Here is a 24,511-nt window from a genome sequence, read left to right as displayed (position 1 = left end):
AGTTGAAGGTCTGAACCTCTTGAGCTGGGGTGTCAGGGTGTCCGACGATGACCTTCCGGCCTGCTGCAACCGCTGGCCGGACAGTGCGCGTCTATGCGTTCACCTCTTGCGCGGCGGGGCGCACAGTTGGGGCATTCGGGGAAGAGCAGGTACGTATGAGGGCATGTCGCACCGTGTTGAACGCGGTGCTGCGCGCGTACAACCCTGACGGGGGGAAACGTGTCCAACTGGCGTGGCAGAGGTTCTCGATATCACAGTGGTGGGCCCCCTGCGCGGCGCTTCGGTGCGACCGCTCAGACGGCCCCGCGCGCCCGGCGGTATGCCGGTGATCGCGCCCATGCCCGCGGCGCGTCCCGCACGGCTGCCGTCGCAGCGCGAGGGCGCTGAGGAGGGCGTGGCTGCCGGGACCACGGTCGACCATCTCACCGAGACCTATCGCGCCCACTACCGTTCGCTACTCGGCCTCGCGGCTCTGCTCCTGGACGACACCGCTTCGTGTGAGGACGTCGTGCAGGAGGCGTTCATCCGCGTGCACTCGGCGCGGAACCGGGTACGGGACCCCGAGAAGACACTCGCGTATCTGCGCCAGACCGTCGTCAACCTGTCGCGCTCGGCGCTGCGCCGCCGCATCCTCGGGCTGAAGCTGCTCTCCAAGCCCATGCCGGACATGGCGAGTGCGGAGGAGGGCGCGTACGACCAACTGGAGCGGGACGCGCTGATCAAGGCGATGCGGGGGCTGCAACGGCGCCAGCGGGAGGTTCTGGTGCTGCGTTACTTCGCGGACATGACGGAGGCCCAGGCGGCCGAGACACTGGGAATATCCCTGGGCTCGGTCAAGGCCTACGGCTCGCGTGGGATCGCGGCGCTGCGCGTCGCGATGGAGGCGCAGGTATGAGCCGGCGCGACCACAGGAACGAGAACGGCCACGAGAACGGCCACGAGAACGGCCGTGATCGTGAGCCTTGGAATGACCTGACTGGAAGCGAAATGGTGAACGACGGGCCGGAGCGCGACGGGTCGGAGCGCAACGGTCCGCAGGAGCGCGGGCCGGAGAAGAGTGGGTCACAGGAACGTGGATCGGAGAGCGCCTCGCAGGTGAACCCGGGTGCGGGCGATGGTGCGGACATGGACGAGGTCGCGCTGCGCCGCATGCTGCACGGGGCCGTCGAGCACATCGAACCCGGCGACGGCACGCTCGACCGTCTGCAGCGCGCGGTGCCCGCCCGGCGCGCCAGGCGACGGCAGGCCGCCGTCGGCATGGCGGCGGCGGCACTGCTCATCGGCACGGCCGTCCCGGCCTTCGTCCATGTGGCGAACTCCGACGGTTCGAACGCCGCCAATCCCGCGATAGCCGGACACGGCGAGCAGGCACAGGGCGGCAACGGCACCGAGAGGGATTCGGGGACCGGCGGGAAGAGCGACGGCGGTGGCAGCGACGGGCAGGCCGACGGCGGCCCGAACCATCCCGCGAGCACGGGCAGCCCGTCCGACGGCCGCGGCCAGGGCACCGACGGCGGGCTGGCCGGCGGGGCCGCCGACCCGGCCGCGTCCGAGGCGGCGTCCCAGCCGAACTGCGACCCGGGGCAGCTCTCGGTCGCCTCGGCCGAGACGGGCGCGGCGAGTGCCGACGGCACGGTGTACGGCACCTTCCGGATCGCAAACGTCTCCGGCACGGACTGTTCGGTGAGCAGCAGCGGAAGCGTGGGCTTTCAGGCGATGGGTGCGGCCGACCCGGCCGCTATCACAGTTGTCCAGCACACGGCGGGTGACGCGGCGTCCGGGCTGCCCGACCCCTCGCAGGAGCAGGGGACGGTGCTGCTGAAGCCGTCCATGGCGTACGAGGTGAAGTTCGCCTGGGTGCCGAAGGACATCTGCCCGACCGCCGGAGGCTCACCGAGCCCGACCCCGACGGGCGGCGCGGACGGCACGGGCGGCGCCACCGCCACCGCCGCCGGTCCCGGTACGGGCGGCGCGGACGGGTCCGCCGACATGAATCCGCAGTCCGGCAGCGAGGACGGCGGCGGGGCGCTGGACGGCAGTGTCGCCGTCACACACACGCCGGAGGCGGGTGCGCCGGTCGCGGAGACGAAGATCACCAACGCCTGCGCGGGCACGATCTACCGGACCGGGGTGCTGGCCCCCGCCACGTGACGCCGGGCGCGGGCACGGCGCGGTTTTCGGCGCACGGCGTATGACGCATGCGTGAGGGGGTCCACCAGCCGATTCGGCGGGTGGACCCCCTCACGTGTGTACGTCCTCAGACGGCGCCGACGCTCACGTCGGGGTCGGCGGGATCCACCGGGCGGGTGTCCGCGCCGCCCTTGGCGCTCGGGCCCGCAGCCGCACCCCCATCCGGACCGGCAGCCGCATCCGGGCCCGCAACCCCATCCGTGTCTGCAACCCCATCCGTGTCTGCAACCCCATCCGTGTCTGCGACGAGGCCCAGCTTCAGGTCGCGCGCCGCTTCGGCTTCGCGGCGGAGCAGCCGGAACCACATGAAGAGCACGAACCCGGCGAAGACGAACCACTCCCCGGTGTAGCCGAGGTTCTGGAAGGCCTTCAGATCGAGCCCGGTGCCCTGCGGCGCGGCGGCCGGTACGGGGCGCAGCGCGCCGGCGGCGCCGGTGTCCTGGAGCGTCACCCAGGCGTCGTAGACGTCGTACGGGACGAGGTTGACCAGGGACGCGGCGCTGATCATGCCGACCTGTCCGTGCGGGAGCCCGCCCGTCGCGTCGACGCCCGCCGTGCCGGCGTTCTCGGACGCCTGGAGGTCGCCGGTGACCGTGACCTTGCCGGTCGGTGCGGCGGGCACGGCGGTGCGGCCGGGCTCGCCGGGCAGCCAGCCGCGCACCACGGGCAGGGCCTTGCCGCTGTCCGTACGGAGCAGGTTCAGGACGTAGAAGCCGCTCTTGTCGTCCAACTCCCGGCCGGGCACCAGGAACTGGTCGGCGTACCGGCCGGTCGCGGTCGCGGGACGGCCGGACGTCACCGTGTCGACGGGCAGGAGGTCGTCGATCGGCTTGGCGGCCCTCGTACCCGGAGCGGGCTGCTTCTCGGCGGCGGCATGCGTCTGCACGCGGTCCTCGAAGCGGCCGAGCTGCCAGGTGCCCATGAAGACGCAGAACGGAATGGCCAGCACGACGAAGAGGTTGATCCCCCACCATCGTGGGGTCAGCAGGAACCGGTACACACCTCCACGGTACGGTCCCCGCTCCGGCCGCCCGGCGCGGGGTGCCGACCGACGCCCGGTGGCGGTCGCCCGTACTGGACGGAACGGACGCCCAGGACGGGAACAGCAGCCGGGCGGACCAGAAACCCAGGACGGAACAGAAGCCCCTACTCGCTGGACGGGCCCGACTGCGGGGCCAGGTGGCGTCGGGCGAAGTCGAGTTCCAGGCGGACCTGCTTGATCCGCTCCTCCACCACGAGCGAACCGTGCCCCGCGTCGTACCGGTAGACCTCGTGCACCGCGTCACGGCCCTTCAGCCGGTCCACGTAGTTCTCGACCTGGCGGATCGGGCAGCGCGGGTCGTTGACGCCCGCCGAGATGTAGACCGGCGCCCGGACGGCGTCGATGTACGTCAGCGGGGACGAGGCCTCGAAGCGCTCGGGAACCTCCTCCGGCGTGCCTCCCAGCAGCGTGCGGTCCATCGCCTTCAGGTCCTCCATCTCGTCGCGATACGCCGTGACGTAGTCGGCGACCGGGACCGCCGCCAGGCCCAGGGCCCAGTCGTCCGGCTGCGTACCGAGGCCGAGCAGGGTCAGATAGCCGCCCCAGGAGCCACCGGCCAGGACCAGCATCGCCGGGTCCGTGAGCCCGGACTTCACCGCCCACTCCCGCACCGCGGCGATGTCCTCCAGCTCGATCAGGCCGACCCGGTGCTTGAGCGCGTCCGTCCAGGCGCGGCCGTATCCGGTGGAGCCGCGGTAGTTGACCCGGACGACCGCGTAGCCGTGGTCCACCCAGGCGGCGGGACCGGAGGCGAAGGCGTCGCTGTCGTGCCAGGTCGGGCCGCCGTGGATCTCGAAGACGGTGGGGAACGGCCCCTCGGCCGGAGCGGCGGGACGCTGTACGAGCGCGTGGACGCGGCCACCGGGCCCGTCCACCCACACGTCCTCCACCGGCACGGACGCCGGAGCCTTCAAGCCGGGCGGATCGAGCACCACAGCGCCCGAGGTGGACCTGATGACGGGCGGCTGCGCGGCCGATGACCACAGGTACTCCACCGTGCCGTCCGGCCGGGCCGTGGCACCGGACACCGAACCGGCGGGAGTTTCCACCCGCACGGGAGCACCGCCGGACCCCGGTTCGTACCGCCACAGGTCGCTGCGGGCCTCGAAGCCGTGCACGATGAGCAGCGCGGAGGCGTCCGGATACCACTCGGCGCTCACATCACCGGGCAGATCGATCGCGAGGTCCGTCTCCACGCCCGTCAGCGGATCCCAGATCATCGGCTCCCAGCGGCCCCGTCGCTGATGCCCGACCAGCAGCCTCGTGTCCCCGGGGACGGGGGCGAAGCCCAGCACGGACAGGCCCAGCTCCCTCGTACCGCCCTCGGTGTCGTCCAGTTCGGCGACCGTCGACCCGTCCGGCCGGACCACCCGCAGCGCGGAGTGCATCGCATCGCCGTGCTCGGTGTGCTCCAGGGCGATCAGCATCCCGTCGTACGAGAGGTCACCGACACCCGCCGACTCCCGGTGCCGGTAGATCTCGACGGGTGCGGCCCCGGGCCGTACGACATGGATCGTCGTCCCGTCCTCGTCCGTCGAACGGCCGATCACCGCCGTACCGTCGCGTCCGATCGCGAGCCCGGCCGGGTACGAGGCACCGAGGCCGGGTGCCGCCGGCTCGTCCACCGTCTCCTCGCCCTCGCCCCCGCTGCCGCCGTGGAACGGCTGACGCATCCACACTCCGAACTCGTCCCCGTCGGTGTCGCTGAACCACCAGATCGACTCGCCGTCCGGCGTCAGCACACCGTCCGTCGTCCCGTTCGGCCGGTCGGTCACCTGGCGCTGCTCGCCGGTGGCACGGTCCCATGCGTACAGCTCGTACGTACCTGTGGCGTTGGAGACGAACAGGGCGCGGTGCGGCGCGTCTTCGGCCCAGTCGGGCAACGACACCCGCGGCGCCCGGAAACGCTGCTCCCACTCCGGCATGGAGGCGGTCGCGGGCAGGGAAACGGTCGCCTGTGCGGACGGCGCCGTCGAGCCAGTGGTCTCAGTCATGTCCCCCATTCTGCGCCGGAACGCCGACAATCCGTTCGCATTGCCCTCAGTCTGTGGATAACCTCCTGGGCATGCATGCATCGACCCCCGACGACTGGCAGCGGGCCAACCGTGCCCATTGGGACGAGCGGGTCCCCATCCACGCCGTGAGCGACTTCTACGACCTCGACGCCTTCCGCGCCGGCAAGGACGCGCTGCGCGACTTCGAACGCGCCGAGGTCGGGGACGTCACGGGCAAGTCGCTGCTGCATCTGCAGTGCCACATCGGGGTCGACACCCTCTCCTGGGCCCGGCACGGCGCCGCGCACGTCGTCGGTCTGGACTTCTCCGAACCGGCCGTCGAGACTGCGCGCGGCCTGGCCCGAGAGCTCGGGTTCACCCAGGACCGGGCGGCGTTCGTCACGGCCGATGTCCATGACGCGGCAGAGGCCGTCCCGGACTCCTCGTACGACATCGTCTACACCGGCGTCGGCGCGCTGAACTGGCTGCCCGACACCCGGCGCTGGGCCGAGACGGCAGCTTCACTCGTGGCGCCCGGGGGATTCCTCTACCTCGCGGAGTTCCACCCGATCACGGACTGTCTCGACGACTCGACCGGTACGAAGGTCGTGCACGACTACTTCAGCCGCGACGCGTGGGTGGACGAGACGCCGGGCACGTACGCCGACTTCGACGCGCCGACCCTCCACAACCGCAGCGTCGAATGGCAGCACCCGATCGGCGACGTGGTGTCGGCGCTGGCCGCCGCCGGGCTGCGCATCGAGTTCCTGCACGAGCACGACATCTCGCTCTTCGCCCGTTTCTCTACGCTGGAGCGGCAGGACGACGGCTCCTTCCGTTTCCCCGCCGACCGTCCACGCATCCCGCTGATGTACTCGATCAAGGCGTCGCGGCCGGCCGAGACCGCGTAACCGGGCCTCCGCGACCGCCACCCGCGCGGCACCTGCTCCGCACCGCTCGGACACCATCGCCCGTACCGGAAGCGACTCGCCTGCACCTGCATCTGCACCTGAACCGGAACCTGAACGGGAACCGGAACCGGAACGGGAACGGGAACCGAACCTGAACCGCAACAGACCTGCGGCGGACTACCGGAAGCACCCGCTCCCGGCAGCCCGCCGCATCTCTGTATCGCCGGCCGTACCTCTGTACGTCCGTACCGCCGGTCCTACCTCCCTCGTCCGCGTCCTACGCGGCCGAGCGGAAGGCCGGAAGGTAGCCGCCCGACTGTCCGGCGACCTTCGGGTGATACGAGTTGTAGACCGGGATCGACACACTGTGGAGCCATGCGTCACCGGAACACAGTTCGTGCCCGGTGAACTCGTCCACCACGCTGGAGAACGTGAACCCGGCGTTGGCCGCCTGCTTGGCGATGACACCGTTCAGGACATCGGACGCATTGTTTATGGCCGCCCGCTCGTTCTCCGTGAGCCCGGCGATGCAGGTCCCGCTCAACTTGTAGAAGCGCGGGTAGCCCAGCACCACGACATGCGCCTGCGGAGCCCGCGACCGGATGGCACTGTAGAGCGAACCCAGGCCGGACGGCAGCGAGTTCTGCATCTGCGAAACGGCCGAGCGGACACTGCTCAGGCAGGTGGCCTCGCTGGACAGCACACAGTCCTGCATGACATTGGCGAAGCCGACGTCGTTGCCGCCGGCGGTGACGCTGACCAGGCCGGTGGACGAGTTCAGCGCGCCCAACTGGCTGCCGGCCACCGAACTCGTCGTGGCGCCAGAGCAGGCGACGAAGGCGAAGGACGAAGGTGAGTTCGCAGCTGCCCAGAGATAGGGGTAGGCGTTGGTGCTGCGGCGGCAGTCGCCGCTGTCGGACAGATAGCTCCCCGCGCCGACGCCGGACGAGTACGAGTCGCCGAGAGCGACGTACCCGCCGGCGGCGGCCGAGGAGGTTGCCGAGGCCGGCTGGGCGACGCCCAGAGCGGCCACGGCGGCGAGGAGCAGAGTGGATGCGGACGCCCAGAATCTCCGTACTGACATGGCTGTCAGCCCTCCGAAGTGTGGGGGGTGGGTGGGGGGTTGATGGAGCGCCATGTTTCTAGCAGCTCTTGGTACCCGCCGGTAATAGCTGGAGAAGAACTGGTCTGATATGCCCGAATGATCGTTTGGGTATCGAAGCTCCGCGCGTAGATAAACCTCCGGACGCACCTCGAATGGTGCGAACGGAGGCTCGTGCGGCCTTGCCGGATACGCGTACCTTCGGGGCCGTCGCGCCATCCGGGAGGGGGCGCCCGGTGGTTCCGGATGGCGTGGGGTGTCCGGGAAGTGCGGCGCGCCCGGAGGGCCGCATGCCCGCCGGCGCTGCTTCCTGCGTACGTGCTCGGCCGGTGGCATTCACGTGGCTTTGTGGCGGGGCCGAAGTCCGTTTCTGAGGACGGGGGATCGGGTGCCGGGGGTGTCACGCATCCGATGTCCGGCGATGCCTCTCTCGAGGTTCAGGCGGTCGCCGGAGGCCGCTCGGCCATCGACCGGGCCAGGTCCTCCCGGTCGGCGCCGCCCACCGCCATGCCCGCTTCCGCCACCGGCCGTTCGCCCGCGCCCTCCACGGCGTCCGCGGCTCCCGCTACCTCAGCCCTTGGCCGTGGCCGCGTCCTCCGGGATGCCGATGGCCGGGGCGTACGCGCGCGGTTCGCTCGGCACCCGCCGATGTCGCGTCCGAGGCGGATTCCTGGGAGTGGCCGCCGGTGCCGGAGAAGGTGCCCGTGCCCGAGAAGTCGGGCACCCCGTGCTCCTCCATGCATCGCGTACGGCCGGTTCAAACGAAACCGCCCTCTGCGGTGGCACCCGTGTCGGGTGCCACCGCAGAGGGCGGTTGTCGTGGATCTCCCAGGATCAGTTGTGGCCGAACCTTCGCTGCTTCCGATGGGAGACCTGTTCTGAGATCGCGTGCACCGTGTCCTGGCCGGCCGTTCGCTGCGGCTGTTCCTTCGTCTCCGGAGCAGCGCTGCGTTCATGGCCGCCGGTGCGGGCACCGCGGTTCTGCCGACTCTGCTTCTTGCCCACGATCGTGCCTCCTGTAGCGGTTCTCGGACGACGGGCAACTTCAGATTCGCATGCGAGTGCGAAGGGTGCATTTCGGGCGGATGCTCCGTGTCGGTGTTGAAGAAGCCGTGACCCGCTCCCGCGTGCTCGTATCGCACGAGGTGGCCATGAGTGCTCTCGGGCTGTCATGAGATTCGTACCGAGTGTGGCGGAGCTCCGGGCGGCGGCAGGCGCTGCCCGTCGGATCAAACGGACATCGGAGATACCTGCGGACCGGTTCGGACATCGGAGATGCGTGCGGGCCGGGTCGGATATTGAGATGCGTGCAGGCCGGGGCAGACGTAGGGTCGACGCCCGTGGAACCGCTCAGTGAGAAACAGATCCGCTCATCCTTCGTGAACTGCACCAAGGGCGACGCGGCGCGGCTTCGGCTGCCGCTCGACTTCGCAGAACTGCCCTGGGAGGACCTGGACTTCCTGGGGTGGGTGGATCCGGGAGCGCCGCTGAGGGCGCATCTCGTGCTGCCCCGGCCACAGGGCCCGTTGGGGGTCTCTCTGCGGATACCCTCCGTGAGGCGCACCAGCGCCGTGAAGTCCAGCATGTGCCAGATCTGCCTGACCGGCCACGCCTCCTCCGGGGTCTCCCTGCTCGCCGCCCCTTTGGCGGGTGCCCGGGGCCGCGAGGGCAACACGGTCGGCATCTACATCTGCGGGGACCTCGCCTGCCCCCTGTATCTGCGCGGCAAGCGGCAGCCGAAGCTGCGTTACGCGCGGTACGAGGAGTCCCTGACCCTGGACGAACGCCTCGCGCGCATGGCGGACAACCTGGATGCCTTCGCGGCCAAGGTCACCGCGGGGTGAACCCCTACGGGCGCACCCCGCATGTCCGTGGAGAAGCCGACCCGCGCACCGGCGCACTGGTTTCTCTGTGAGCGTGCGGGGCGGTGTGCGCGGCTGTGGGCGCAGCCGCACACTCCGCCCGTAGAGCACGCGTCACTGAGGGCGCGTGTCCTGCTCCGGGCTCCGCGGGGGGAGCGTCTCGCCGGAAATGACACGGGGCGCCGGTTCCGTGGTGTTGTCCGCGTCCTTGTTCTTCATGGCCCGCGCTTCGGCTTTGAGGATCCGGGCCGACTTGCCCGCGCTGCGGGCGAGTTCGGGCAGCTTCTTCGCGCCGACGACGAGTATGACGACGATGAGGATGATCGCGATCTCGCTGATGCCGAACATGGTCAGTCCTCGCCGCCCTCGTCCTCGTCGTCCCCTTCGAAGAAGTCCCCCACCTCGTCCACGACTTCAGCGGCGACCATGCCGCCGACCACGCCGACGGCGAGTCCGGCCGCGCCCGCCGCGATGGCGGTTCCCAAGCCGGGACCGGACCGGCGACCGTCGTGGTGATGCTCCTGGTGGTGGCCGTGGTGGCCGTGGTGGCCGTGGTCGCCGTGATGAGCGTCACCATGGTGGCTGTAACCGACCTGTCCGTACGACGAGTTGGAGCCGTACGACGAGCGGTGCCCGATCAGTTCGCGGACCCAGCCGTCGACCAGGTCTTTCCAGTTGTGGTGAGGGACGTCGTCGTGGGAGACGGTGAAGCGGGTGAGTGCGTCGTGACCGGAGGAGAGGAGGCCGCCGCGCTTGTCGGCCTCCAGGATCACCTCCATGCCGCCGGGCGTGGCGAGGAAGGTCACCTCGATCTCGTCGACCGCGTGGGCGTACTGGGGCGCCGGAGTCAGCTCGATCTCCTGGTAGAAGGGGAGCCGCTGGCCGGTGCCGCCGACGCGGCCGTATTCGAGGTCGGCGGACTTGAAGCCGAAGCCGAGCTCTCCGAACGCTTCGAGGACCGCTTCCTGCGCGGGCAGCGGGCCGACGGTGAGCGTGTCCAGGTCGCCCTTGTCCTTCGCGCCGGCCACCGACAGCTCGGTGCGCACGCCCAGGACGATGCCCAGCTGCTGTCCGTGCAGTTCGGTGATCGGCGTCTCCCACGGCAGGTTCACGGTGAAGGGGACGCTGCGGTGTTCACCCTCCGCGAGGCGGAAGCCGCCGCCGACGACGTACCGGTCGAAGGCGACCGTGCCATGGCTTTCGCCGTCCTCGTGCTCGGCCTCCGCCCGGGCGACCAGTTCCAGGGTGATGTGTTCAATGTCGAAGTCCGCGCCGCCGCCGGTCAGGCGGACCTCGCCCGAGAGCCCGCCGCCGGGCAGCACCGCGCCCGGCGCGAGGACCGTGTCCACCATGGGACCGCCCACGCCGAGCGAGCCGAGCAGCCGTTTGAACACCATCGTGGCGTCCACTCCCTTATGTGCGTGCGTTGAGGCAGGGGAAGGCCGCGGGTGAGGGCCGGAAACATCGGCCGTGAGCACTCCGCGTTCTACAGATCTGTAGAAGCATAGGGGGCGTTGTGGCGCCGTCCAGTGCATCTGGGGCCCGGCGGCCGGAACGTCCGAAATGTGTCGCTCAACCGGTCGCGATACGCGCTTGACGAGCGTGTTTTGCCGTGCCTTTACGATGTCGGCAGGGGGCTACCGCCCTCTCCGCCGATCAGGATCAACCGAGCTTTCTTCTCGCGTTCGGGCACGCGAGCAAGGCCCTGAACGTGGAGCAGGCCAAGGCGGTCCTATTCGCCGCACGCGGCTCGCGGCTGTACGCGTACCTCGTGCTCTCGCTCCCGAGCGGGTGTCCGCACGGAGGGGGCTCGCCCCCTCACCTGGGATCACGTGTACCTCGCGACTGAGAACGACGTTCCGCCCCACGTCGCGGTCTGGCGTTCCGTTCGACGGCACGGGGAAACCAAGACGCGGAAGAGCCGGCGGACGATCGCCCTGTCGAAGCAGGTGGTGGAAGTCCTCGAATAGCACCTGCGCCGGCAGAAGCGGGAGCGAGCGGCTCACGGGATCGTGTGGAGCCTCGCGGGTCGCGTCTTCGCCACCGGAAGTGGCGTGCCCCTCGACGCCGCCAACGTACGCCGTGACTTCCGGGCCATCGTGAAGAAGGCAGGCCTTGAGCCCGAATGGACACCCCGGGAGCTCCGGCACAGCTTCGTGTCACTGCTCTCGGATCACGGCATCCCGCTGGAGCGGTTCGCGATGCTCGTGGGGCACAGCAGCCAGGCAACAACTGAGGCGGTCTACCGCAAACAGTTGCGACCCGTGATCACGCAGGGCGCAGAGGCGATGGACGAGATCTTCGACTTCGGGGCCAGACGCCCGCACGGCAAGGCGTGATGAAAAGCCTTTGGCCCCCCGAGTACGACAGAGGGCACGTACTAAATTCAGTACGTGCCCTCTGACCTGCTATTTCAGCTGTCGGGGTGGCGGGATTTGAACCCACGACCTCTTCGTCCCGAACGAAGCGCGCTGCCAAGCTGCGCTACACCCCGATCGTCACCGGTGTCCCGGCGACATCGATTACTTTAGCCCACCCGCGCCCGCAGACGAAATCCGGTCTATGTGCAGCTGAGGGCGAGGGGGCCGTGGGCGCTCAGTCCCGGGGTGTCAGGGTCAGCAGAGTCGCCTCGGGCGGGCAGGCGAAGCGGACCGGGGTGTAGCGGTTGGTGCCACAGCCTGCGGAGACGTGGAGGTAGGCGCGGTGATCGTCGACCGAGTGGGTGGAGAGGCCCTTGACCCGGTCCGTGTCCAGGTCGCAGTTGGTGACCAGGGCCCCGTAGAAGGGGATGCAGAGCTGGCCGCCATGGGTGTGACCGGCCAGGATCAGGGGGTAGCCGTCCATCGTGAAGGCGTCGAGGGAGCGCAGGTAGGGGGCGTGGACCACGCCGATGGAGAGGTCGGCGCCCGTCTCGGGGCCGCCCGGCACCTCCGCGTAGCGGTCGCGCTTGATGTGCGGGTCGTCCAGGCCGGTGAACGCGATCTCCAGTCCGTCGATCTTGAGGCTGCCGCGGGTATTGGACAGGCCCAGCCAGCCCGCCTCGTCGAAGGCGTCTCGCATCGGCTCCCACGGGTTGTGGACGACGCCGACCGCGGGGGCGTTCCCGTTGAGGCCGTGCTTGCCCTGGACCTTTTCGAAGAGGTAGCGGGCGGGGTTGCGGAGCTTGGGACCGTAGTAGTCGTTCGAGCCGAAGACGTAGACGCCCGGGAACTTCATCAGCGGACCGAGTGCGTCGAGCAGCTCGGGTACGGCCTCGGGGTCGGAGAGGTTGTCGCCGGTGTTCACGACGAAGTCCGGACGAAGGCCGGCCAGTGACTGCAGCCAGGCGCGCTTCTTGCGCTGGCCGCTCACCATGTGGATGTCGGAGACCTGGAGTACGCGCAACGGGCGAGCCCCGTGCGGGAGTACGGGGATGGCCACCCGCCGCAGGCGGAACGAGCGGGCCTCGAATCCGGCGGCGTAGGCGAGGCCGGCTGCGCCGACCGCTGCGCCGACTGCCGTGACTTTCAGGGGTACTCCGTAGCGTGCGCGCATGTGCCCATCGTCGCAGACACCATGCGGCGGGGAGAAAACCGGAGGGCGACGGGCGCCTCGTACCTGCCACAATCAGCACATGACCACGCTCAAGTCCAAGCTCAAGGAAGACCTCACCACGGCCATGAAGGCGCGTGACGAGCTGACCTCGTCCACGCTCCGACTGACCCTCACTGCCATCACGAAGGAGGAGGTCAGCGGCAAGACGGCGCGCGAACTCTCCGACGACGAGGTGCAGAAGGTGATCGCCAAGGAAGCGAAGAAGCGCCGCGAGGCGGCCGAGGCCTTCGCCCAGGGCGGCCGGACCGAGCAGGCCGAGCGTGAGAAGGCGGAGGGCGAGATCCTCGACGCGTACCTGCCGAAGCAGTTGAGCGACGCCGAGCTGGGCGCGATCGTGACGTCCGCCGTCGAGGAGGCCAAGGCCGCGGGGGCCGAGGGGCCGCGGGCGATGGGCGCCGTCATGAAGATCGTGAACCCGAAGGTCGCGGGGCGCGCGGACGGCGGCCGGGTGGCCGCCGCGGTGAAGAAGCTCCTGGCGGGCTGAGACCGGGCTACGTACAAAGAGGACGTACGGAAAACGGCATACGGAAGAGGCCGTACGAAGGTGGGGCGCCCGGACCGGGAAGGATCTCGGTCCGGGCGCCCCACCTTCATGTGCGTGAGCCGTACGGGTCAGGGGCCCTGCATGCCGCCGTTGGTCTGGCCGCGGTGGCCGCCCGTGTTCCCGCCGATCATGTTCGGCGGGATGCTGATGCCGGGGAACGGGTTCTTGTCGCCGGGCTTCTTGCCGGGCTTGCCGGGTTTGGCGCCGCCGGGGCCCGGCCTGCCCCTGTCCCCCTCGTCGTCCTTTTCCGGCTGCGGATCGGGGATGTCGACGGTATTGAAGGAGGGGGCGGTCACTCCATCGAGGGCGCCTGTCATCGCGTCACGCCAAATCGGTCCGGGGACCTGTCCGCCGTACACCTTGGCCTGGTAGACGCCGCCGATGGTGATGTTCACCATTTCGACTGTCTGGGTCGGACTGCCGACCCAGACCGCGCCGGACATGTTCGGCGTGTAGCCGACGAACCAGGCGTTCTTGCGGAAGTCGGTCGTACCGGTCTTGCCCGCGTTGTCGCGGCTGGTGAGGCCCGCCTGCTGACCGGTACCGGAGTCGACCACGCCGCGCAGCAGGGTGTTGATGGTGTCGGCCGTCGTCTGCGACATCGCCTGTGAGCAGCTGGTCTTCGGTACGGGGAGCGAGGTGCCGTCCGCGGTCCTGACCGACTCGATGGCGACCGGCGTGCAGTACGTGCCGCGGTTGGCGAAAGCGGCGTACGCACTGGCCATCGTCAGCGGAGAGAGCCCCTTCGAGCCGAGTGCGATGGCGGGGGACTGGGGGAGCTTTTCACCATTGCCCTGGACCACGCCGAGCTTGTCGGTCAACTGTGTCACGGGGCAGAGGCCGATGTCCTGCACCATCTGGATGAAGTAGGTGTTGACCGACTTGGCCATCGCCTCCTTCAGTGCGTAAGGACCATGCTCCGACTCGTCCTCGTTCGGCACCCGCGCGCCGTCCAGGTTCACGTACGGCTTGTCGCAGGTCTGCACCGACGGATAGGGCATCTCGTACGGCGACGAGTAGACCTGGGTGGCGGGCTTCCCCTGCGCTATGGCGGCGGCCGCTACGAACGGCTTGAACGTGGAACCGGTCGGGAAGCCGAAGTTCGAGCCGCCCATGTCCTTGTCGACCGAGTAGTTGTACTGGGTCTCGTTGGGCCCGAAGCCGTACGGCTTGGACTGGCCCATGCCCATGATCTTGCCCGTACCCGGCTGGACCAGCGTCACGGCCGTCGCGACCTTGTCCGACTTGTAGACATGGCTCTTGATCGAGGCCTGCACCGACTGCTGGGACTGCGGGTCGAGCGTCGTCCGTATCGTCAGACCGCCCCGGTTCCAGATCTTGGCCCGGTCCTCCTTGGTCTTGCCGAAGGCCGGATCGGTGAGGAAGACGTTGCGTACGTAGTCACAGAAGAAGCCCGCGCCGCTGACGGCGGTGATGCAGCCGTTCTTCGGCTTCTTCACCTTCAGCTTGATCGGGGTCGCCTTCGCCTTGTCGGCCTCGGCCTGCGTGACGTCGCCGACGTCGGCCATTCTCTGGAGCACGGTGTTGCGGCGCTTGGTCGCCTCCGCCGGGTCGTTGACCGGGTCGTAGCGGCTCGGCGACTGCACGATGCCGGCCAGCAGCGCGGCGTCCTCCAGCGTCAGGTCCTTCGCCGACTTGGAGAAGTAGCGCTGGGAGGCGGCCTCGACGCCGTACGCCTGCTGCCCGAAGAACGTGATGTTCAGGTAATTCGTCAGGATCCGCTTCTTGCCGAGCTTCTCCTCGACCTGGATCGCGTACTTCAGCTCCTGGATCTTGCGGCCCAGGGTCTGCTGGGTGGCCTGGGCGACCTTGTCCGGGTCGTCACCGGCCTCCTCGACGAAGACGTTCTTCACGTACTGCTGCGTGAGCGTCGACGCACCCTGCGCGGTTCCGCCCGACTGCACATTGCGGTTCAGCGCGCGCAGGATGCCCTTGAGGTCGACGGCCCCGTGCTTGTAGAAGCGGGCGTCCTCGATCGCGACGATCGCCTTCTGCATGTACGGCGAGATGTCCTTCAGCTCGACCACCGTGCGGTCGCGCGAATACACCGAGGCGATCATTCCTCCTTTGCTGTCCAGGATCGTGGTGCGCTGGCTCAGCGGCGGAGTCTGGAGATTGGCCGGGATCTCGTCGAACCCCTCGACCGTTCCCTTGGTGGCAAGACCCAGTGCTCCGGCGGCCGGCAGTGCGATGCCCGCGAGCACAACTCCGGAAAGTGTGGCGACACCGAGGAACTTGGCGGCCTGCTGGGTCGTCGTGAGACCCCCGCCCGAGCGCTTCTTTGGCATGGGGGCAGCCTACGTTCTCATTCGCCGGACACACGTATATGCCTTGGCCTAAGCTGCTCTCAACTGTCACAGCAGTCCCGTTTTGTAGCAACCCCCGCGCACAATCCGGCCATGAGTTCAGGCGGTCCCGAATTCGCCTCCTGTGTCAGTGAACGTCCGTTGTGATCCGGGAGAACTGTCCCGATTCCGTGGGGATACTCCCGTATGTCCTCACCTCACTCCCCTGGGTGATCTGCCGCATACGCATAGTCCGTTCGGGCCATCCAAGATTGGGCCCGAAGGGGGTGTTGTGCTGTCGCCGCCTTCCGTAACGTCCTCAACTGGCAGCGGTGAATATGCCGCTACCGCCGTGGGGGAGCCTCGATTCGGGAGAGGACGGCGCCGTGATGGGCTGGGTAACCGACTGGAGTGCGCAGGCAGCCTGCCGCACTACCGATCCGGATGAACTGTTCGTACAAGGGGCAGCGCAGAACAGGGCCAAGGCGGTGTGCACCGGATGTCCGGTGCGGACCGAGTGCCTGGCCGATGCGCTGGACAATCGCGTCGAATTCGGCGTGTGGGGCGGAATGACGGAGCGGGAGCGCCGCGCACTGCTGCGCAGGCGGCCCACCGTCACGTCGTGGCGCCGGCTGCTGGAGACCGCGCGCAGCGAGTACGAGCAGTCCGCGGGCATCCTGCCCGTGGCGATCGGACTGGACGACGAACTGCATGAGAGGTATGCCGCGGTGGGATAGCGGCGAACGGGCGGCTACGCAGTTCCGGCCGAGGCGGAACCGGTCGCGAGCCGGTCCCCGATGGCCCGAAGCCCCGCGAGGTCATGTACGTCACCGGGCAGCGCGGCCACTTCGGTCACGGCTACCTCGGGATGCAGCGCGGTGAAGCGGTCGCGTGTGCGCTTTTCGCGCGCGACTACCTGCATTCGTTCCGCGTGCAGTCGCAACAGGCCTGCGGTCAGCTGCTCGACGGAAGCGGCCTCGGGATCTTCTACCGGGTCTTCTGCTGGGTCTGATCCCTGCTCTGTGTCCGGGCCAGTATCCGGGTCTGGTTCGCGGTCTTCGGTGTCCTTGTGCTCGTGCTCGGAATGATCAGGAAGGGCTGCGGGGGCGGTACTCGGGGTGCCATCGGTTTCGGGAGGCGCGACCGACCACTCGGCCGGGTCACCAAGTCCAGCCTTCCCTGACGGCTGATCCACAATGCCGACCCCGTCAAGATTTTCTGCGGCTGCCAGGGCGCGCTCGGCGGAGAGCCGGGCGGCGCCGCTGTCATGGACGCGGTTGAGCACCAGACCGGCCAGCGGCATCTCCTCCGCGGCCAGCCGTTCCACGAAGTACGCAGCTTCGCGCAGCGCGTCCCGCTCCGGTGTCGCGACGACGAGGAACGCCGTACCGGGTGCCTGTAGAAGTTTGTACGTGGCATCGGCCCGGGTACGGAAGCCGCCGAACATGGTGTCCATCGCCGCCACGAAAGTCTGTACGTCGCGCAGGAATTGACCGCCGAGCAGCTTGCCGAGGGTGCCGGTCATCATCGACATGCCCACGTTGAGGAACTTCATCCCCGCCCGGCCGCCCATCTTCGCCGGGGCCATCAGCAGTTTGATGAACTTTCCGTCCAGGAACGAACCGAGCCGCTTCGGCGCGTCCAAGAAGTCCAGTGCGGAACGCGACGGCGGGGTGTCCACGATGATCAGGTCCCACTCGTTGCGCGCGCGCAGCTGGCCGAGCTTCTCCATCGCCATGTACTCCTGCGTGCCCGCGAAACCGGCCGACAGGGACTGGTAGAAGGGGTTCTCCAGGATCGCGCGGGCCCGCTCGCCGTCCGCGTGTGCTTCGACGATCTCGTCGAAGGTCCGCTTCATGTCGAGCATCATCGCGTGCAGTTCCCCGGCGCCGTCGCCCGTGATGCCCGGCACCTGGCGCGGGATGTTGTCCAGCGAGTCGATACCCATGGACTGGGCGAGCCTGCGGGCCGGGTCGATGGTCAGGACGACGACCTTACGACCGCGCTCGGCCGCCCGTACGCCCAGCGCCGCGGCGGTCGTGGTCTTGCCGACTCCGCCCGAACCGCAGCACACGACGATCCGGATACCGGGGTCGTCGAGCAGCGCGTCGGTGTCCAGCGTGGGTGCGGGTACGGGTACGGGTGCGGGGTCGGCTGCGGTGGCCGTGTCCGTGGCTGCGGGCGCGGCCTCGTGCGTGTCCGTGGCGGTGACTTCGGCCGTGTCCGCGTCCCGTCTCATGTGCCCACCCCTTGTCCCTGTCCCTCCCCGTTGCCCACGCCCTGCTTGCGTAGTTCGGTCGCCAGGTCGTACAGCCCGGCCGGGTCCATGCCCTCGCCGAGCAGCGGGAGTTCGTACCCCGGCAGCTCCAGGTCCGCGAGCACCGCACGCTGTTCGCGCTCCAGCTCGACCCGCTGGGCATGCTCGGCGGCCTGCTCGACAAGGGGACGCACGAGCCCCGCGGAGTCGGTCACGCCCGCCCGGGTCAGCGCCTTGGCGATCTCCTTGCGGCGGCCGCCGGCGGCGGTGCGCAGCGCGTCCTCGTCCAGTAGATGCGGGCGCACCATGTTCACGATGACCCGGCCGACCGGCAGTTCGGCCGCCTGCAGCTCAGCGATGCCGTCCGCGGTCTCCTGGACCGGCATCTCCTCCAGGAGCGTCACCAGATGGACCGCGGTCTCGGGGGACTTCAGCACCCGCATCACGGCCTGCGCCTGATTGTGTATCGGGCCGATCCGGGCCAGCCCCGCCACCTCGTCATTCACATTGAGGAAGCGGGTGATGCGTCCGGTGGGCGGGGCGTCCATGATCACATAGTCGTAGACGTACCGGTTCTGCTTGTCCTTGCGGCGTACGGCTTCGCAGGCCTTGCCGGTCAGCAGCACGTCCCGTACACCGGGCGCGATCGTGGTGGCGAAGTCGATCGCGCCGAGCTTCTTGAGGGCGCGGCCCGCGCTGCCGAGCTTGTAGAACATCTGGAGGTAGTCGAGAAGGGCGCGTTCGGCGTCGATCGCGAGGGCGTACACCTCGCCGCCGCCCGGTGCGACGGCGATCTTGCGCTCCTCGTACGGAAGGGACTGCGTCTCGAAGAGCTGGGCGATGCCCTGCCTGCCCTCGACCTCCACGAGGAGGGTGCGCCTGCCCTCGGTCGCGAGGGCGAGCGCGAGTGCGGCGGCGACCGTGGTCTTACCGGTACCACCCTTGCCGCTGACGACCTGGAACCTGCTCACGTATTCGAGCCTAACCAGTCGGGCCGCGGGCTACGCACGAGGCTGTGCGTGCCAGGTATTACAGTCGGGCCATGACCAAGTGGGAATACGCGACCGTGCCCCTTCTCGTGCACGCGACCAAGCAGATTCTGGACACCTGGGGCGAGGACGGCTGGGAGCTGGTCCAGGTCGTTCCCGGCCCGAACAACCCCGAGCAGCTCGTGGCCTACCTGAAGCGGGAGAAGGCGTAGTGGCGGGCGCCGTCGAGGCGAAGCTCGCCGAGCTCGGGCTGACGCTGCCGGACGTCGTACCGCCGCTGGCCTCGTACCAGCCGGCCGTGCGGTCGGGGGCTTACGTGTACACCTCCGGCCAGCTGCCGATGGTGGACGGCAAGCTCGCGGTCACCGGCAAGGTCGGTGGGGAGGTCACGGCCGAGGAGGCCAAGGAACTGGCGAAGACCTGCGCGCTCAACGCGCTGGCCGCGGTGAAGTCCGTCGCGGGCGATCTGGACCGGATCGCACGGGTCGTGAAGGTCGTGGGCTTCGTCGCCTCGGCATCCGACTTCACCGGGCAGCCCGCCGTGATCAACGGCGCCAGCGAGCTGCTGGGCGCGGTCCTCGGCGACAAGGGCGTGCACGCGCGCAGCGCTGTGGGCGTCGCGGTGCTGCCGCTGGACGCGCCGGTGGAGGTCGAGGTCCAGGTCGAGCTGGCCGACACCTGAGCAGCAGGTCGTCTGCTGAGGGCGGTGGGGCTTGAGGTGTTGGCCCGCCGGGGCGGTGGGGCTTGAGCCGCACCGCCCTGCCGGTCCGGCAGGGCGGTGCCGTCGAGTGTGCTTGCCGTCCGCCGCCCGATTCTCTGATCCCGTCCGGTCGTGGCGACCGGACGGGATCATGTGTGTGCGGGGGCATGCACGGATCAACATGTCTCTCGAACATCGGCGCGGTTTCCGGATAGCCTCCGGCCATGTCCAATGGTCAGTGGTACCCACCGGAATGGCCCGACCGGATCCGGGCACTCGCCGCGGGCGAGCTGACGGCCGCGACCCCGAGGCGGGCCGCCACCGTGATGCTGCTCCGGGACCCTGCCACGGGAACCGAGGGCGGCCCCGCGGTCCATATGCTGCGCCGCCGCGCCTCCATGGCCTTTGCCGGCGGCGCGTACGCCTATCCGGGTGGCGGAGTCGACCCGCGTGACGACGACCGGCTCGTCGGCTGGGCCGGACCCGCGCTGGGGAGCTGGGCCGCACGGCTCGGCGTCGATACACCGGCCGAGGCCCAGGCCATCGTCTGCGCGGCGGTCCGTGAGACGTACGAGGAGGCGGGCGTTCTCCTCGCCGGCCCGACCGCCGACACGGTCGTCAGCGACACCACCGGCGCCGACTGGGAGGCCGATCGCGAGGCACTGGTCGGGCGCGAGCTGTCCTTCGCGGAGTTCCTGGACCGGCGAGGTCTGGTGCTGCGCTCCGATCTGCTGGGCGCCTGGGCGCGCTGGATCACCCCCGAGTTCGAGCCGCGCCGCTACGACACGTGGTTCTTCGTCGCCGCGCTCCCCGAGGGCCAGCGCACCCGCAACGCCTCCACGGAGGCCGACCGTACGGTGTGGATCGGGCCCGGCGAGGCGGCCGACGGCTACGACCGGGGCGAGCTGCTGATGATGCCGCCGACCGTGTCGACGCTACGGGCGCTCAGGCCGTACGGGACAGCCGCCGAGGCCCTGAAGGCGGCGGATTCCCAGGACCTCACCCCCGTACTCGCACAGGCGCGGCTGGAGGGTGACGAGTTGGTGCTGAGCTGGCCGGGGCACGACGAGTTCACCAAGCACATCCCGAGCGGCCCTGCTGGTGCGGGTGGTGCGGGTGGTGCCGGTGGTGCCGGTGGTGCCGGTGGTGTGGGAGGTGAAGCGGGATGAGCGACGCGCAAGCGCTGCCCGGACAGCCACGCGGCGGAGTTCTGTGCGGGCCCGCCACCACCCGTACCGTCAACGTCCTGGCCCCCAACGCCTCGCCGATGACGCTGGACGGCACCAACACCTGGATCGTCGCCGAGCCCGACTCCGACCTCGCGGTCGTCATCGATCCGGGGCCGCTGGACGACATACATCTGCGGGCCGTCATCGACACCGCGGGGCGGGCGGGCCGCCGGATCGCGCTCACCCTGCTCACCCACGGGCATCCCGACCACGCGGAGGGCGCGGCACGCTTCGGGGAGCTGACCCGTACGAAGGTGCGCGCCCTGGACCCCGTGCTGCGGCTCGGCGACGAGGGGCTGACCGCGGGCGACGTGATCACCACCGGGGGTCTGGAGCTGCGTGTCGTGCCGACCCCGGGGCACACCGCGGACTCGCTCTCCTTCCACCTGCCGGCCGACCGGGCGGTGCTGACGGGGGACACGATCCTCGGACGCGGCACGACGGTCGTCGCGCATCCGGACGGGCGGCTCGGCGATTACCTGGACTCGCTGCGCAGGCTGCGCTCGCTGTCCGTCGACGACGGCGTGCACACGGTCCTGCCGGGACACGGCCCGGTGCTGGATGACGCGCAGGGCGCGGTCGAGTTCTACCTCGCGCACCGCGCGCACCGGCTGGCCCAGGTGGAGACGGCGGTCGAGGCGGGGTACCGGACGGCGTCGGAGGTGGTGGCGCAGGTGTACGTGGACGTGGACCGGTCCCTGTGGCCCGCGGCGGAACTCTCGGTGCTGGCGCAGTTGGAGTATTTGGGCGAGCACGGCCTGATCTAGGTCGGACGGATACGCGCAAGGCCCTGCCGCGCGGCGGGACCGCGTAGCAGGGCCGCGCAGTCGGGCCTTGTGTACTCGCGTACGGAGACGGCGTCCGGTCCGGCGCCCCGTCCCGTCGGCGGATCGGACGGCCGGCTAGCGGGACCGCTTCGCCAGGCGCTCCACGTCCAGCAGGATCACGGCGCGCGCCTCCAGACGCAGCCAGCCGCGTCCGGCGAAGTCGGCAAGCGCCTTGTTGACCGTCTCGCGGGAGGCGCCGACCAGCTGGGCCAGCTCTTCCTGAGTCAGGTCGTGGACGACATGGATACCTTCCTCCGACTGGACGCCGAAGCGGCGCGACAGGTCGAGGAGGGCGCGGGCGACACGGCCCGGTACGTCCGAGAAGACCAGGTCGGACATCTGGTCGTTGGTCTTGCGCAGCCGGCGGGCGACGGCGCGCAGCAGGGCCGTGGCCACCTCGGGGCGGACGTTCAGCCAGGGCTGGAGGTCGCCGTGACCGAGACCGAGAAGCTTGACCTCGGTCAGCGCGGTCGCGGTCGCGGTGCGCGGGCCCGGGTCGAAGAGCGACAGCTCACCGATCAGCTCGCCGGGGCCGAGGACCGCCAGCATGTTCTCGCGCCCGTCCGGTGAGGTGCGGTGGAGCTTCACCTTGCCCTCGGTGACCACATAGAGGCGGTCGCCCGGGTCGCCCTCGTGGAAGAGCGCGTCGCCGCGTGCGAGGGTCACCTCACTCATCGAGGCGCGGAGCTCCGCGGCCTGCTCATCATCGAGCGCCGCGAAAAGCGGGGCGCGCCGCAGAACGTCGTCCACGAGTTCTCTCCTTGTCGGCCTGTTCAGGGAACCGTGGTCCCCATCATGCCGGACGGTAAAACAGTGCGATCAATCACAAACCAGTTTGACGCACGGGCGTGCCGAACCGTGCGGCAGGGGGGCCGATCGGGGGCGGATGCGCGGTGACCGGGGCGGATGTCAGTGTGTGGCTCTAGGCTGGCCGGGTGTCCAAATCGCCGGTGAGAGCGCAGGCCAAGGGGGCTGATGGGGTGCCGGAAGGCCGTGATTCCGCTGTGGGCGAACAGGGCGCGAGTCGCCCGAAAAAAGCGACAAAACGACCCCTGGTCGGGCAAGCTCCGAAGGGCGGAGCGAAGTCCGTGAAGCCGGTGAAGCCCGCGACGTCCGTGAAGCCCGCCAAGTCGGCTGAGTCCGCGAAGCCCGGAGTGAAAGCCGGTGCGAAACCGAAACCGGAATCGCATCTGGCGATGGTCCGCCGTGCCCGCAGGATCAACCGTGAGCTTGCCGAGCTGTACCCGTACGCCCACCCCGAGCTGGACTTCAGGAACCCCTTCGAGCTTCTCGTCGCCACGGTCCTCTCCGCTCAGACCACCGACCTGAGAGTCAATCAGACCACTCCCGCGCTCTTCGCCGCCTATCCCACCCCCGAGGACATGGCGGCGGCCGTTCCGGAGGAACTGGAAGAGCTCATCCGACCGACCGGCTTCTTCCGGGCCAAGACGAAGTCGCTGATAGGCCTCTCCATGGCGATCAGGGACAATTTCGGTGGTGAGGTACCGGGCCGTCTCACCGATCTCGTCACGTTGCCGGGGGTCGGCCGCAAGACCGCCAACGTCGTGCTCGGGAATGCCTTCGGCGTACCGGGCATCACCGTCGACACCCATTTCGCGCGCCTGGTCCGCCGCTGGAAGTGGACGGAACAGGAGACCCCGGAGAAGATCGAGGCCGAGATCGGCGCGATCTTCCCCAAGAGCGAGTGGACGATGCTCTCCCACCGTGTGATCTTCCACGGCCGCCGCATCTGCCATGCCCGCAAGCCCGCCTGCGGGGCCTGCCCGATCGCCCCGCTCTGCCCGGCCTACGGGGAGGGCGAGACGGACCCGGAGAAAGCCAGAAAGCTTCTGAAGTACGAGATGGGCGGTCAGCCCGGTCAGCGGCTGAGTCCGCCGCCGGGCTTCCCGGGCAAGCCCGCGCCGGCCCTCGGAGCCGATTGACGCACGGGCGTTCGCTCCGGAACGAAATGCGTGACGACAGGCGTTGTGAGACGAGGGGTGCCTATGAAGACGCACGAACAGAGCACGCACCAAGAGAACACCCACGGGCAGAACACGAACGAACAGGTTGCGGCCGAGCCGATCGTGGACGAGCAGATCGTGGAAACGGCAGCCGCAACCGTGGTGGTGCATTCCGTGCCGGTCCACCGCACGACGGTGGGCCCCGCGTCCGTCAGCCCCGCAGCAGCGGCCACTGCCCCGGCAGGCTCCGGGCACGGCGGCGCCATCACCGTCACGGCCGAAGGCCTGCCCGACTGGCTCATGCCCGTGGCCCGCGCCGCGCAGACCATCGAGCCGGATCAGCTCAGCCGCTTTCTGCCACCCGAGAGCGGCGCCGGGCGGCAGTCCGCCGTACTCGTACTGTTCGGGGAGGGCGAGCGCGGCCCTGAACTACTCCTCATGGAGCGATCCGGAAGCCTGCGTTCCCACGCTGGGCAGCCGTCCTTCCCCGGTGGCGCCCTGGACCCGGAAGACGGCGACCAGGCGACCACAGGGCCGCTCAGGGCCGCTCTGCGGGAAGCGCAGGAGGAGACCGGCCTCGATCCGCGCGGGGTCCAGCTCTTCGCCGTGCTGCCCCGGCTCTACATCCCCGTGAGCGGCTTCGTCGTGACACCGGTTCTCGGCTGGTGGCGGTCGCCGAGCCCGGTCGGGGTCGTCGATCCGGGTGAGACCGCCCGGGTCTTCACCGTTCCCGTGGCGGATCTCACGGATCCGGCCAACCGCGCGACCACGGTCCATCCGAGCGGCCACCGAGGCCCGGCATTTCTGGTCGAATCCGCCCTGGTCTGGGGTTTCACGGCCGGAGTGATCGACCGGATCCTGCACTTCGCGGGCTGGGAGCGCCCGTGGGACACAGCTAAGCAGGTGCCGCTCGACTGGCGCGCATGACAGGCTGACTCCCGTGCTGTGCTGTCCGGCCGCGCCCGGACCCAGCCGAAGGCCCGGGCCCGGTGACGAATCT

Annotated in this window: 24 protein-coding genes and 1 tRNA gene; 13 read left to right on the top strand and 12 right to left on the bottom strand. The window is 69.4% G+C overall.

Going from position 1 to position 24,511, the window contains the following annotated elements:
• Positions 1 to 319 precede the first annotated feature (319 nt).
• Both OG936_RS15710 and OG936_RS15705 read left to right on the top strand, forming a co-directional pair.
• A complete protein-coding gene (locus OG936_RS15710; protein ID WP_383757477.1) occupies positions 320 to 895 on the top strand; it encodes a SigE family RNA polymerase sigma factor in 576 nt (191 codons plus the stop codon).
• Positions 892 to 2,151 carry a hypothetical protein gene (locus OG936_RS15705; protein ID WP_406495400.1) on the top strand — a complete coding sequence of 420 codons (1,260 nt, stop codon included), beginning with the start codon at positions 892 to 894 and terminating at the stop codon, positions 2,149 to 2,151. Before OG936_RS15710 ends, OG936_RS15705 begins: the two co-directional genes overlap by 4 nt.
• A 106-nt stretch (positions 2,152 to 2,257) precedes the next feature.
• Here the strand turns inward: OG936_RS15705 and OG936_RS15700 are convergent, their stop codons facing one another.
• The gene (locus OG936_RS15700; RefSeq protein WP_406495398.1) at positions 2,258 to 3,190 is read right to left on the bottom strand and encodes an SURF1 family protein; all 933 of its coding nucleotides are present in this window, start codon (positions 3,188 to 3,190) and stop codon (positions 2,258 to 2,260) included.
• Between the two features lie 146 nt (positions 3,191 to 3,336).
• A complete protein-coding gene (locus tag OG936_RS15695; RefSeq protein WP_406495397.1) occupies positions 3,337 to 5,226 on the bottom strand; it encodes a S9 family peptidase in 1,890 nt (629 codons plus the stop codon).
• Between the two features lie 71 nt (positions 5,227 to 5,297).
• Here OG936_RS15695 and OG936_RS15690 point away from each other — a divergent pair, with 71 nt between their 5' ends.
• Positions 5,298 to 6,137: a class I SAM-dependent methyltransferase gene (locus OG936_RS15690; RefSeq protein WP_406495396.1), complete on the top strand. Its 840-nt coding sequence runs from the start codon at positions 5,298 to 5,300 to the stop codon at positions 6,135 to 6,137.
• A 277-nt stretch (positions 6,138 to 6,414) separates the two neighbouring features.
• Here OG936_RS15690 and OG936_RS15685 read toward each other — a convergent pair whose 3' ends face one another.
• Both OG936_RS15685 and OG936_RS15680 read right to left on the bottom strand, forming a co-directional pair.
• A complete protein-coding gene (locus OG936_RS15685) occupies positions 6,415 to 7,221 on the bottom strand; it encodes an SGNH/GDSL hydrolase family protein (RefSeq protein ID WP_406495394.1) in 807 nt (268 codons plus the stop codon).
• 852 nt (positions 7,222 to 8,073) lie between these two features.
• Positions 8,074 to 8,244: a hypothetical protein gene (locus OG936_RS15680; protein ID WP_406495392.1), complete on the bottom strand. Its 171-nt coding sequence runs from the start codon at positions 8,242 to 8,244 to the stop codon at positions 8,074 to 8,076.
• A gap of 335 nt (positions 8,245 to 8,579) precedes the next feature.
• Between OG936_RS15680 and OG936_RS15675 the strand changes: the two genes are divergently transcribed.
• On the top strand, positions 8,580 to 9,083 hold the full coding sequence (locus tag OG936_RS15675) for an FBP domain-containing protein (protein ID WP_383757340.1): 504 nt from the start codon (positions 8,580 to 8,582) through the stop codon (positions 9,081 to 9,083).
• Positions 9,084 to 9,215: 132 nt separating this feature from the next.
• Here the strand turns inward: OG936_RS15675 and OG936_RS15670 are convergent, their stop codons facing one another.
• Positions 9,216 to 9,449: a twin-arginine translocase TatA/TatE family subunit gene (locus tag OG936_RS15670; RefSeq protein WP_406495390.1), complete on the bottom strand. Its 234-nt coding sequence runs from the start codon at positions 9,447 to 9,449 to the stop codon at positions 9,216 to 9,218.
• 2 nt (positions 9,450 to 9,451) lie between these two features.
• Positions 9,452 to 10,498 carry a sporulation protein gene (locus OG936_RS15665; RefSeq protein WP_406495388.1) on the bottom strand — a complete coding sequence of 349 codons (1,047 nt, stop codon included), beginning with the start codon at positions 10,496 to 10,498 and terminating at the stop codon, positions 9,452 to 9,454.
• Positions 10,499 to 11,155: 657 nt separating this feature from the next.
• On the opposite strand from OG936_RS15665, the gene OG936_RS15660 reads away from it, so the two are divergent.
• Positions 11,156 to 11,440, top strand: a complete 285-nt coding sequence (locus OG936_RS15660) for a tyrosine-type recombinase/integrase (RefSeq protein ID WP_406495387.1) — start codon at positions 11,156 to 11,158, stop codon at positions 11,438 to 11,440.
• An 81-nt stretch (positions 11,441 to 11,521) separates the two neighbouring features.
• On the opposite strand, the gene OG936_RS15655 is transcribed toward OG936_RS15660, so the two are convergent.
• Positions 11,522 to 11,595, bottom strand: a tRNA-Pro gene (locus OG936_RS15655).
• Positions 11,596 to 11,696: 101 nt separating this feature from the next.
• Complete coding sequence (locus tag OG936_RS15650) at positions 11,697 to 12,635, bottom strand: metallophosphoesterase (RefSeq protein WP_406495385.1); 939 nt, start codon at positions 12,633 to 12,635, stop codon at positions 11,697 to 11,699.
• Between the two features lie 79 nt (positions 12,636 to 12,714).
• On the opposite strand from OG936_RS15650, the gene OG936_RS15645 reads away from it, so the two are divergent.
• Positions 12,715 to 13,179 carry a GatB/YqeY domain-containing protein gene (locus OG936_RS15645; protein WP_383757326.1) on the top strand — a complete coding sequence of 155 codons (465 nt, stop codon included), beginning with the start codon at positions 12,715 to 12,717 and terminating at the stop codon, positions 13,177 to 13,179.
• Positions 13,180 to 13,307: 128 nt separating this feature from the next.
• On the opposite strand, the gene OG936_RS15640 is transcribed toward OG936_RS15645, so the two are convergent.
• Positions 13,308 to 15,548: a transglycosylase domain-containing protein gene (locus OG936_RS15640; protein WP_406495383.1), complete on the bottom strand. Its 2,241-nt coding sequence runs from the start codon at positions 15,546 to 15,548 to the stop codon at positions 13,308 to 13,310.
• Positions 15,549 to 15,934: 386 nt separating this feature from the next.
• On the opposite strand from OG936_RS15640, the gene OG936_RS15635 reads away from it, so the two are divergent.
• Positions 15,935 to 16,282: a WhiB family transcriptional regulator gene (locus tag OG936_RS15635; RefSeq protein WP_283855809.1), complete on the top strand. Its 348-nt coding sequence runs from the start codon at positions 15,935 to 15,937 to the stop codon at positions 16,280 to 16,282.
• Between the two features lie 14 nt (positions 16,283 to 16,296).
• On the opposite strand, the gene OG936_RS15630 is transcribed toward OG936_RS15635, so the two are convergent.
• A complete protein-coding gene (locus OG936_RS15630) occupies positions 16,297 to 17,784 on the bottom strand; it encodes an ArsA-related P-loop ATPase (RefSeq protein WP_406495381.1) in 1,488 nt (495 codons plus the stop codon).
• Positions 17,781 to 18,773: an ArsA family ATPase gene (locus OG936_RS15625; protein WP_406495380.1), complete on the bottom strand. Its 993-nt coding sequence runs from the start codon at positions 18,771 to 18,773 to the stop codon at positions 17,781 to 17,783. Before OG936_RS15625 ends, OG936_RS15630 begins: the two co-directional genes overlap by 4 nt.
• A gap of 71 nt (positions 18,774 to 18,844) precedes the next feature.
• Between OG936_RS15625 and OG936_RS15620 the strand changes: the two genes are divergently transcribed.
• From OG936_RS15620 to OG936_RS15605, 4 genes are all read left to right on the top strand, one after another.
• The gene (locus OG936_RS15620) at positions 18,845 to 19,003 is read left to right on the top strand and encodes a DUF4177 domain-containing protein (protein WP_003967454.1); all 159 of its coding nucleotides are present in this window, start codon (positions 18,845 to 18,847) and stop codon (positions 19,001 to 19,003) included.
• The gene (locus OG936_RS15615) at positions 19,003 to 19,473 is read left to right on the top strand and encodes a RidA family protein (RefSeq protein WP_406495378.1); all 471 of its coding nucleotides are present in this window, start codon (positions 19,003 to 19,005) and stop codon (positions 19,471 to 19,473) included. Before OG936_RS15620 ends, OG936_RS15615 begins: the two co-directional genes overlap by 1 nt.
• A gap of 242 nt (positions 19,474 to 19,715) precedes the next feature.
• Complete coding sequence (locus OG936_RS15610; protein ID WP_406495376.1) at positions 19,716 to 20,660, top strand: NUDIX hydrolase; 945 nt, start codon at positions 19,716 to 19,718, stop codon at positions 20,658 to 20,660.
• Complete coding sequence (locus OG936_RS15605) at positions 20,657 to 21,487, top strand: MBL fold metallo-hydrolase (RefSeq protein WP_406495375.1); 831 nt, start codon at positions 20,657 to 20,659, stop codon at positions 21,485 to 21,487. The genes OG936_RS15610 and OG936_RS15605 overlap by 4 nt, the downstream gene beginning before the upstream one ends.
• A gap of 135 nt (positions 21,488 to 21,622) precedes the next feature.
• On the opposite strand, the gene OG936_RS15600 is transcribed toward OG936_RS15605, so the two are convergent.
• Positions 21,623 to 22,297, bottom strand: a complete 675-nt coding sequence (locus tag OG936_RS15600; protein WP_123460131.1) for a Crp/Fnr family transcriptional regulator — start codon at positions 22,295 to 22,297, stop codon at positions 21,623 to 21,625.
• 347 nt (positions 22,298 to 22,644) lie between these two features.
• Here OG936_RS15600 and nth point away from each other — a divergent pair, with 347 nt between their 5' ends.
• Together nth and OG936_RS15590 are read left to right on the top strand one after the other, a co-directional pair.
• A complete protein-coding gene (gene nth, locus OG936_RS15595) occupies positions 22,645 to 23,490 on the top strand; it encodes an endonuclease III (protein WP_406500467.1) in 846 nt (281 codons plus the stop codon).
• A gap of 63 nt (positions 23,491 to 23,553) precedes the next feature.
• The gene (locus OG936_RS15590; RefSeq protein WP_406495374.1) at positions 23,554 to 24,438 is read left to right on the top strand and encodes an NUDIX hydrolase; all 885 of its coding nucleotides are present in this window, start codon (positions 23,554 to 23,556) and stop codon (positions 24,436 to 24,438) included.
• Positions 24,439 to 24,511 lie beyond the last annotated feature (73 nt).

It is taken from the genome of Streptomyces sp. NBC_00846, assembly GCF_045207325.1.
In the GTDB taxonomy this organism is placed as follows: domain Bacteria; phylum Actinomycetota; class Actinomycetes; order Streptomycetales; family Streptomycetaceae; genus Streptomyces.
This window is presented reverse-complemented; position numbering and strand designations above follow the sequence as displayed.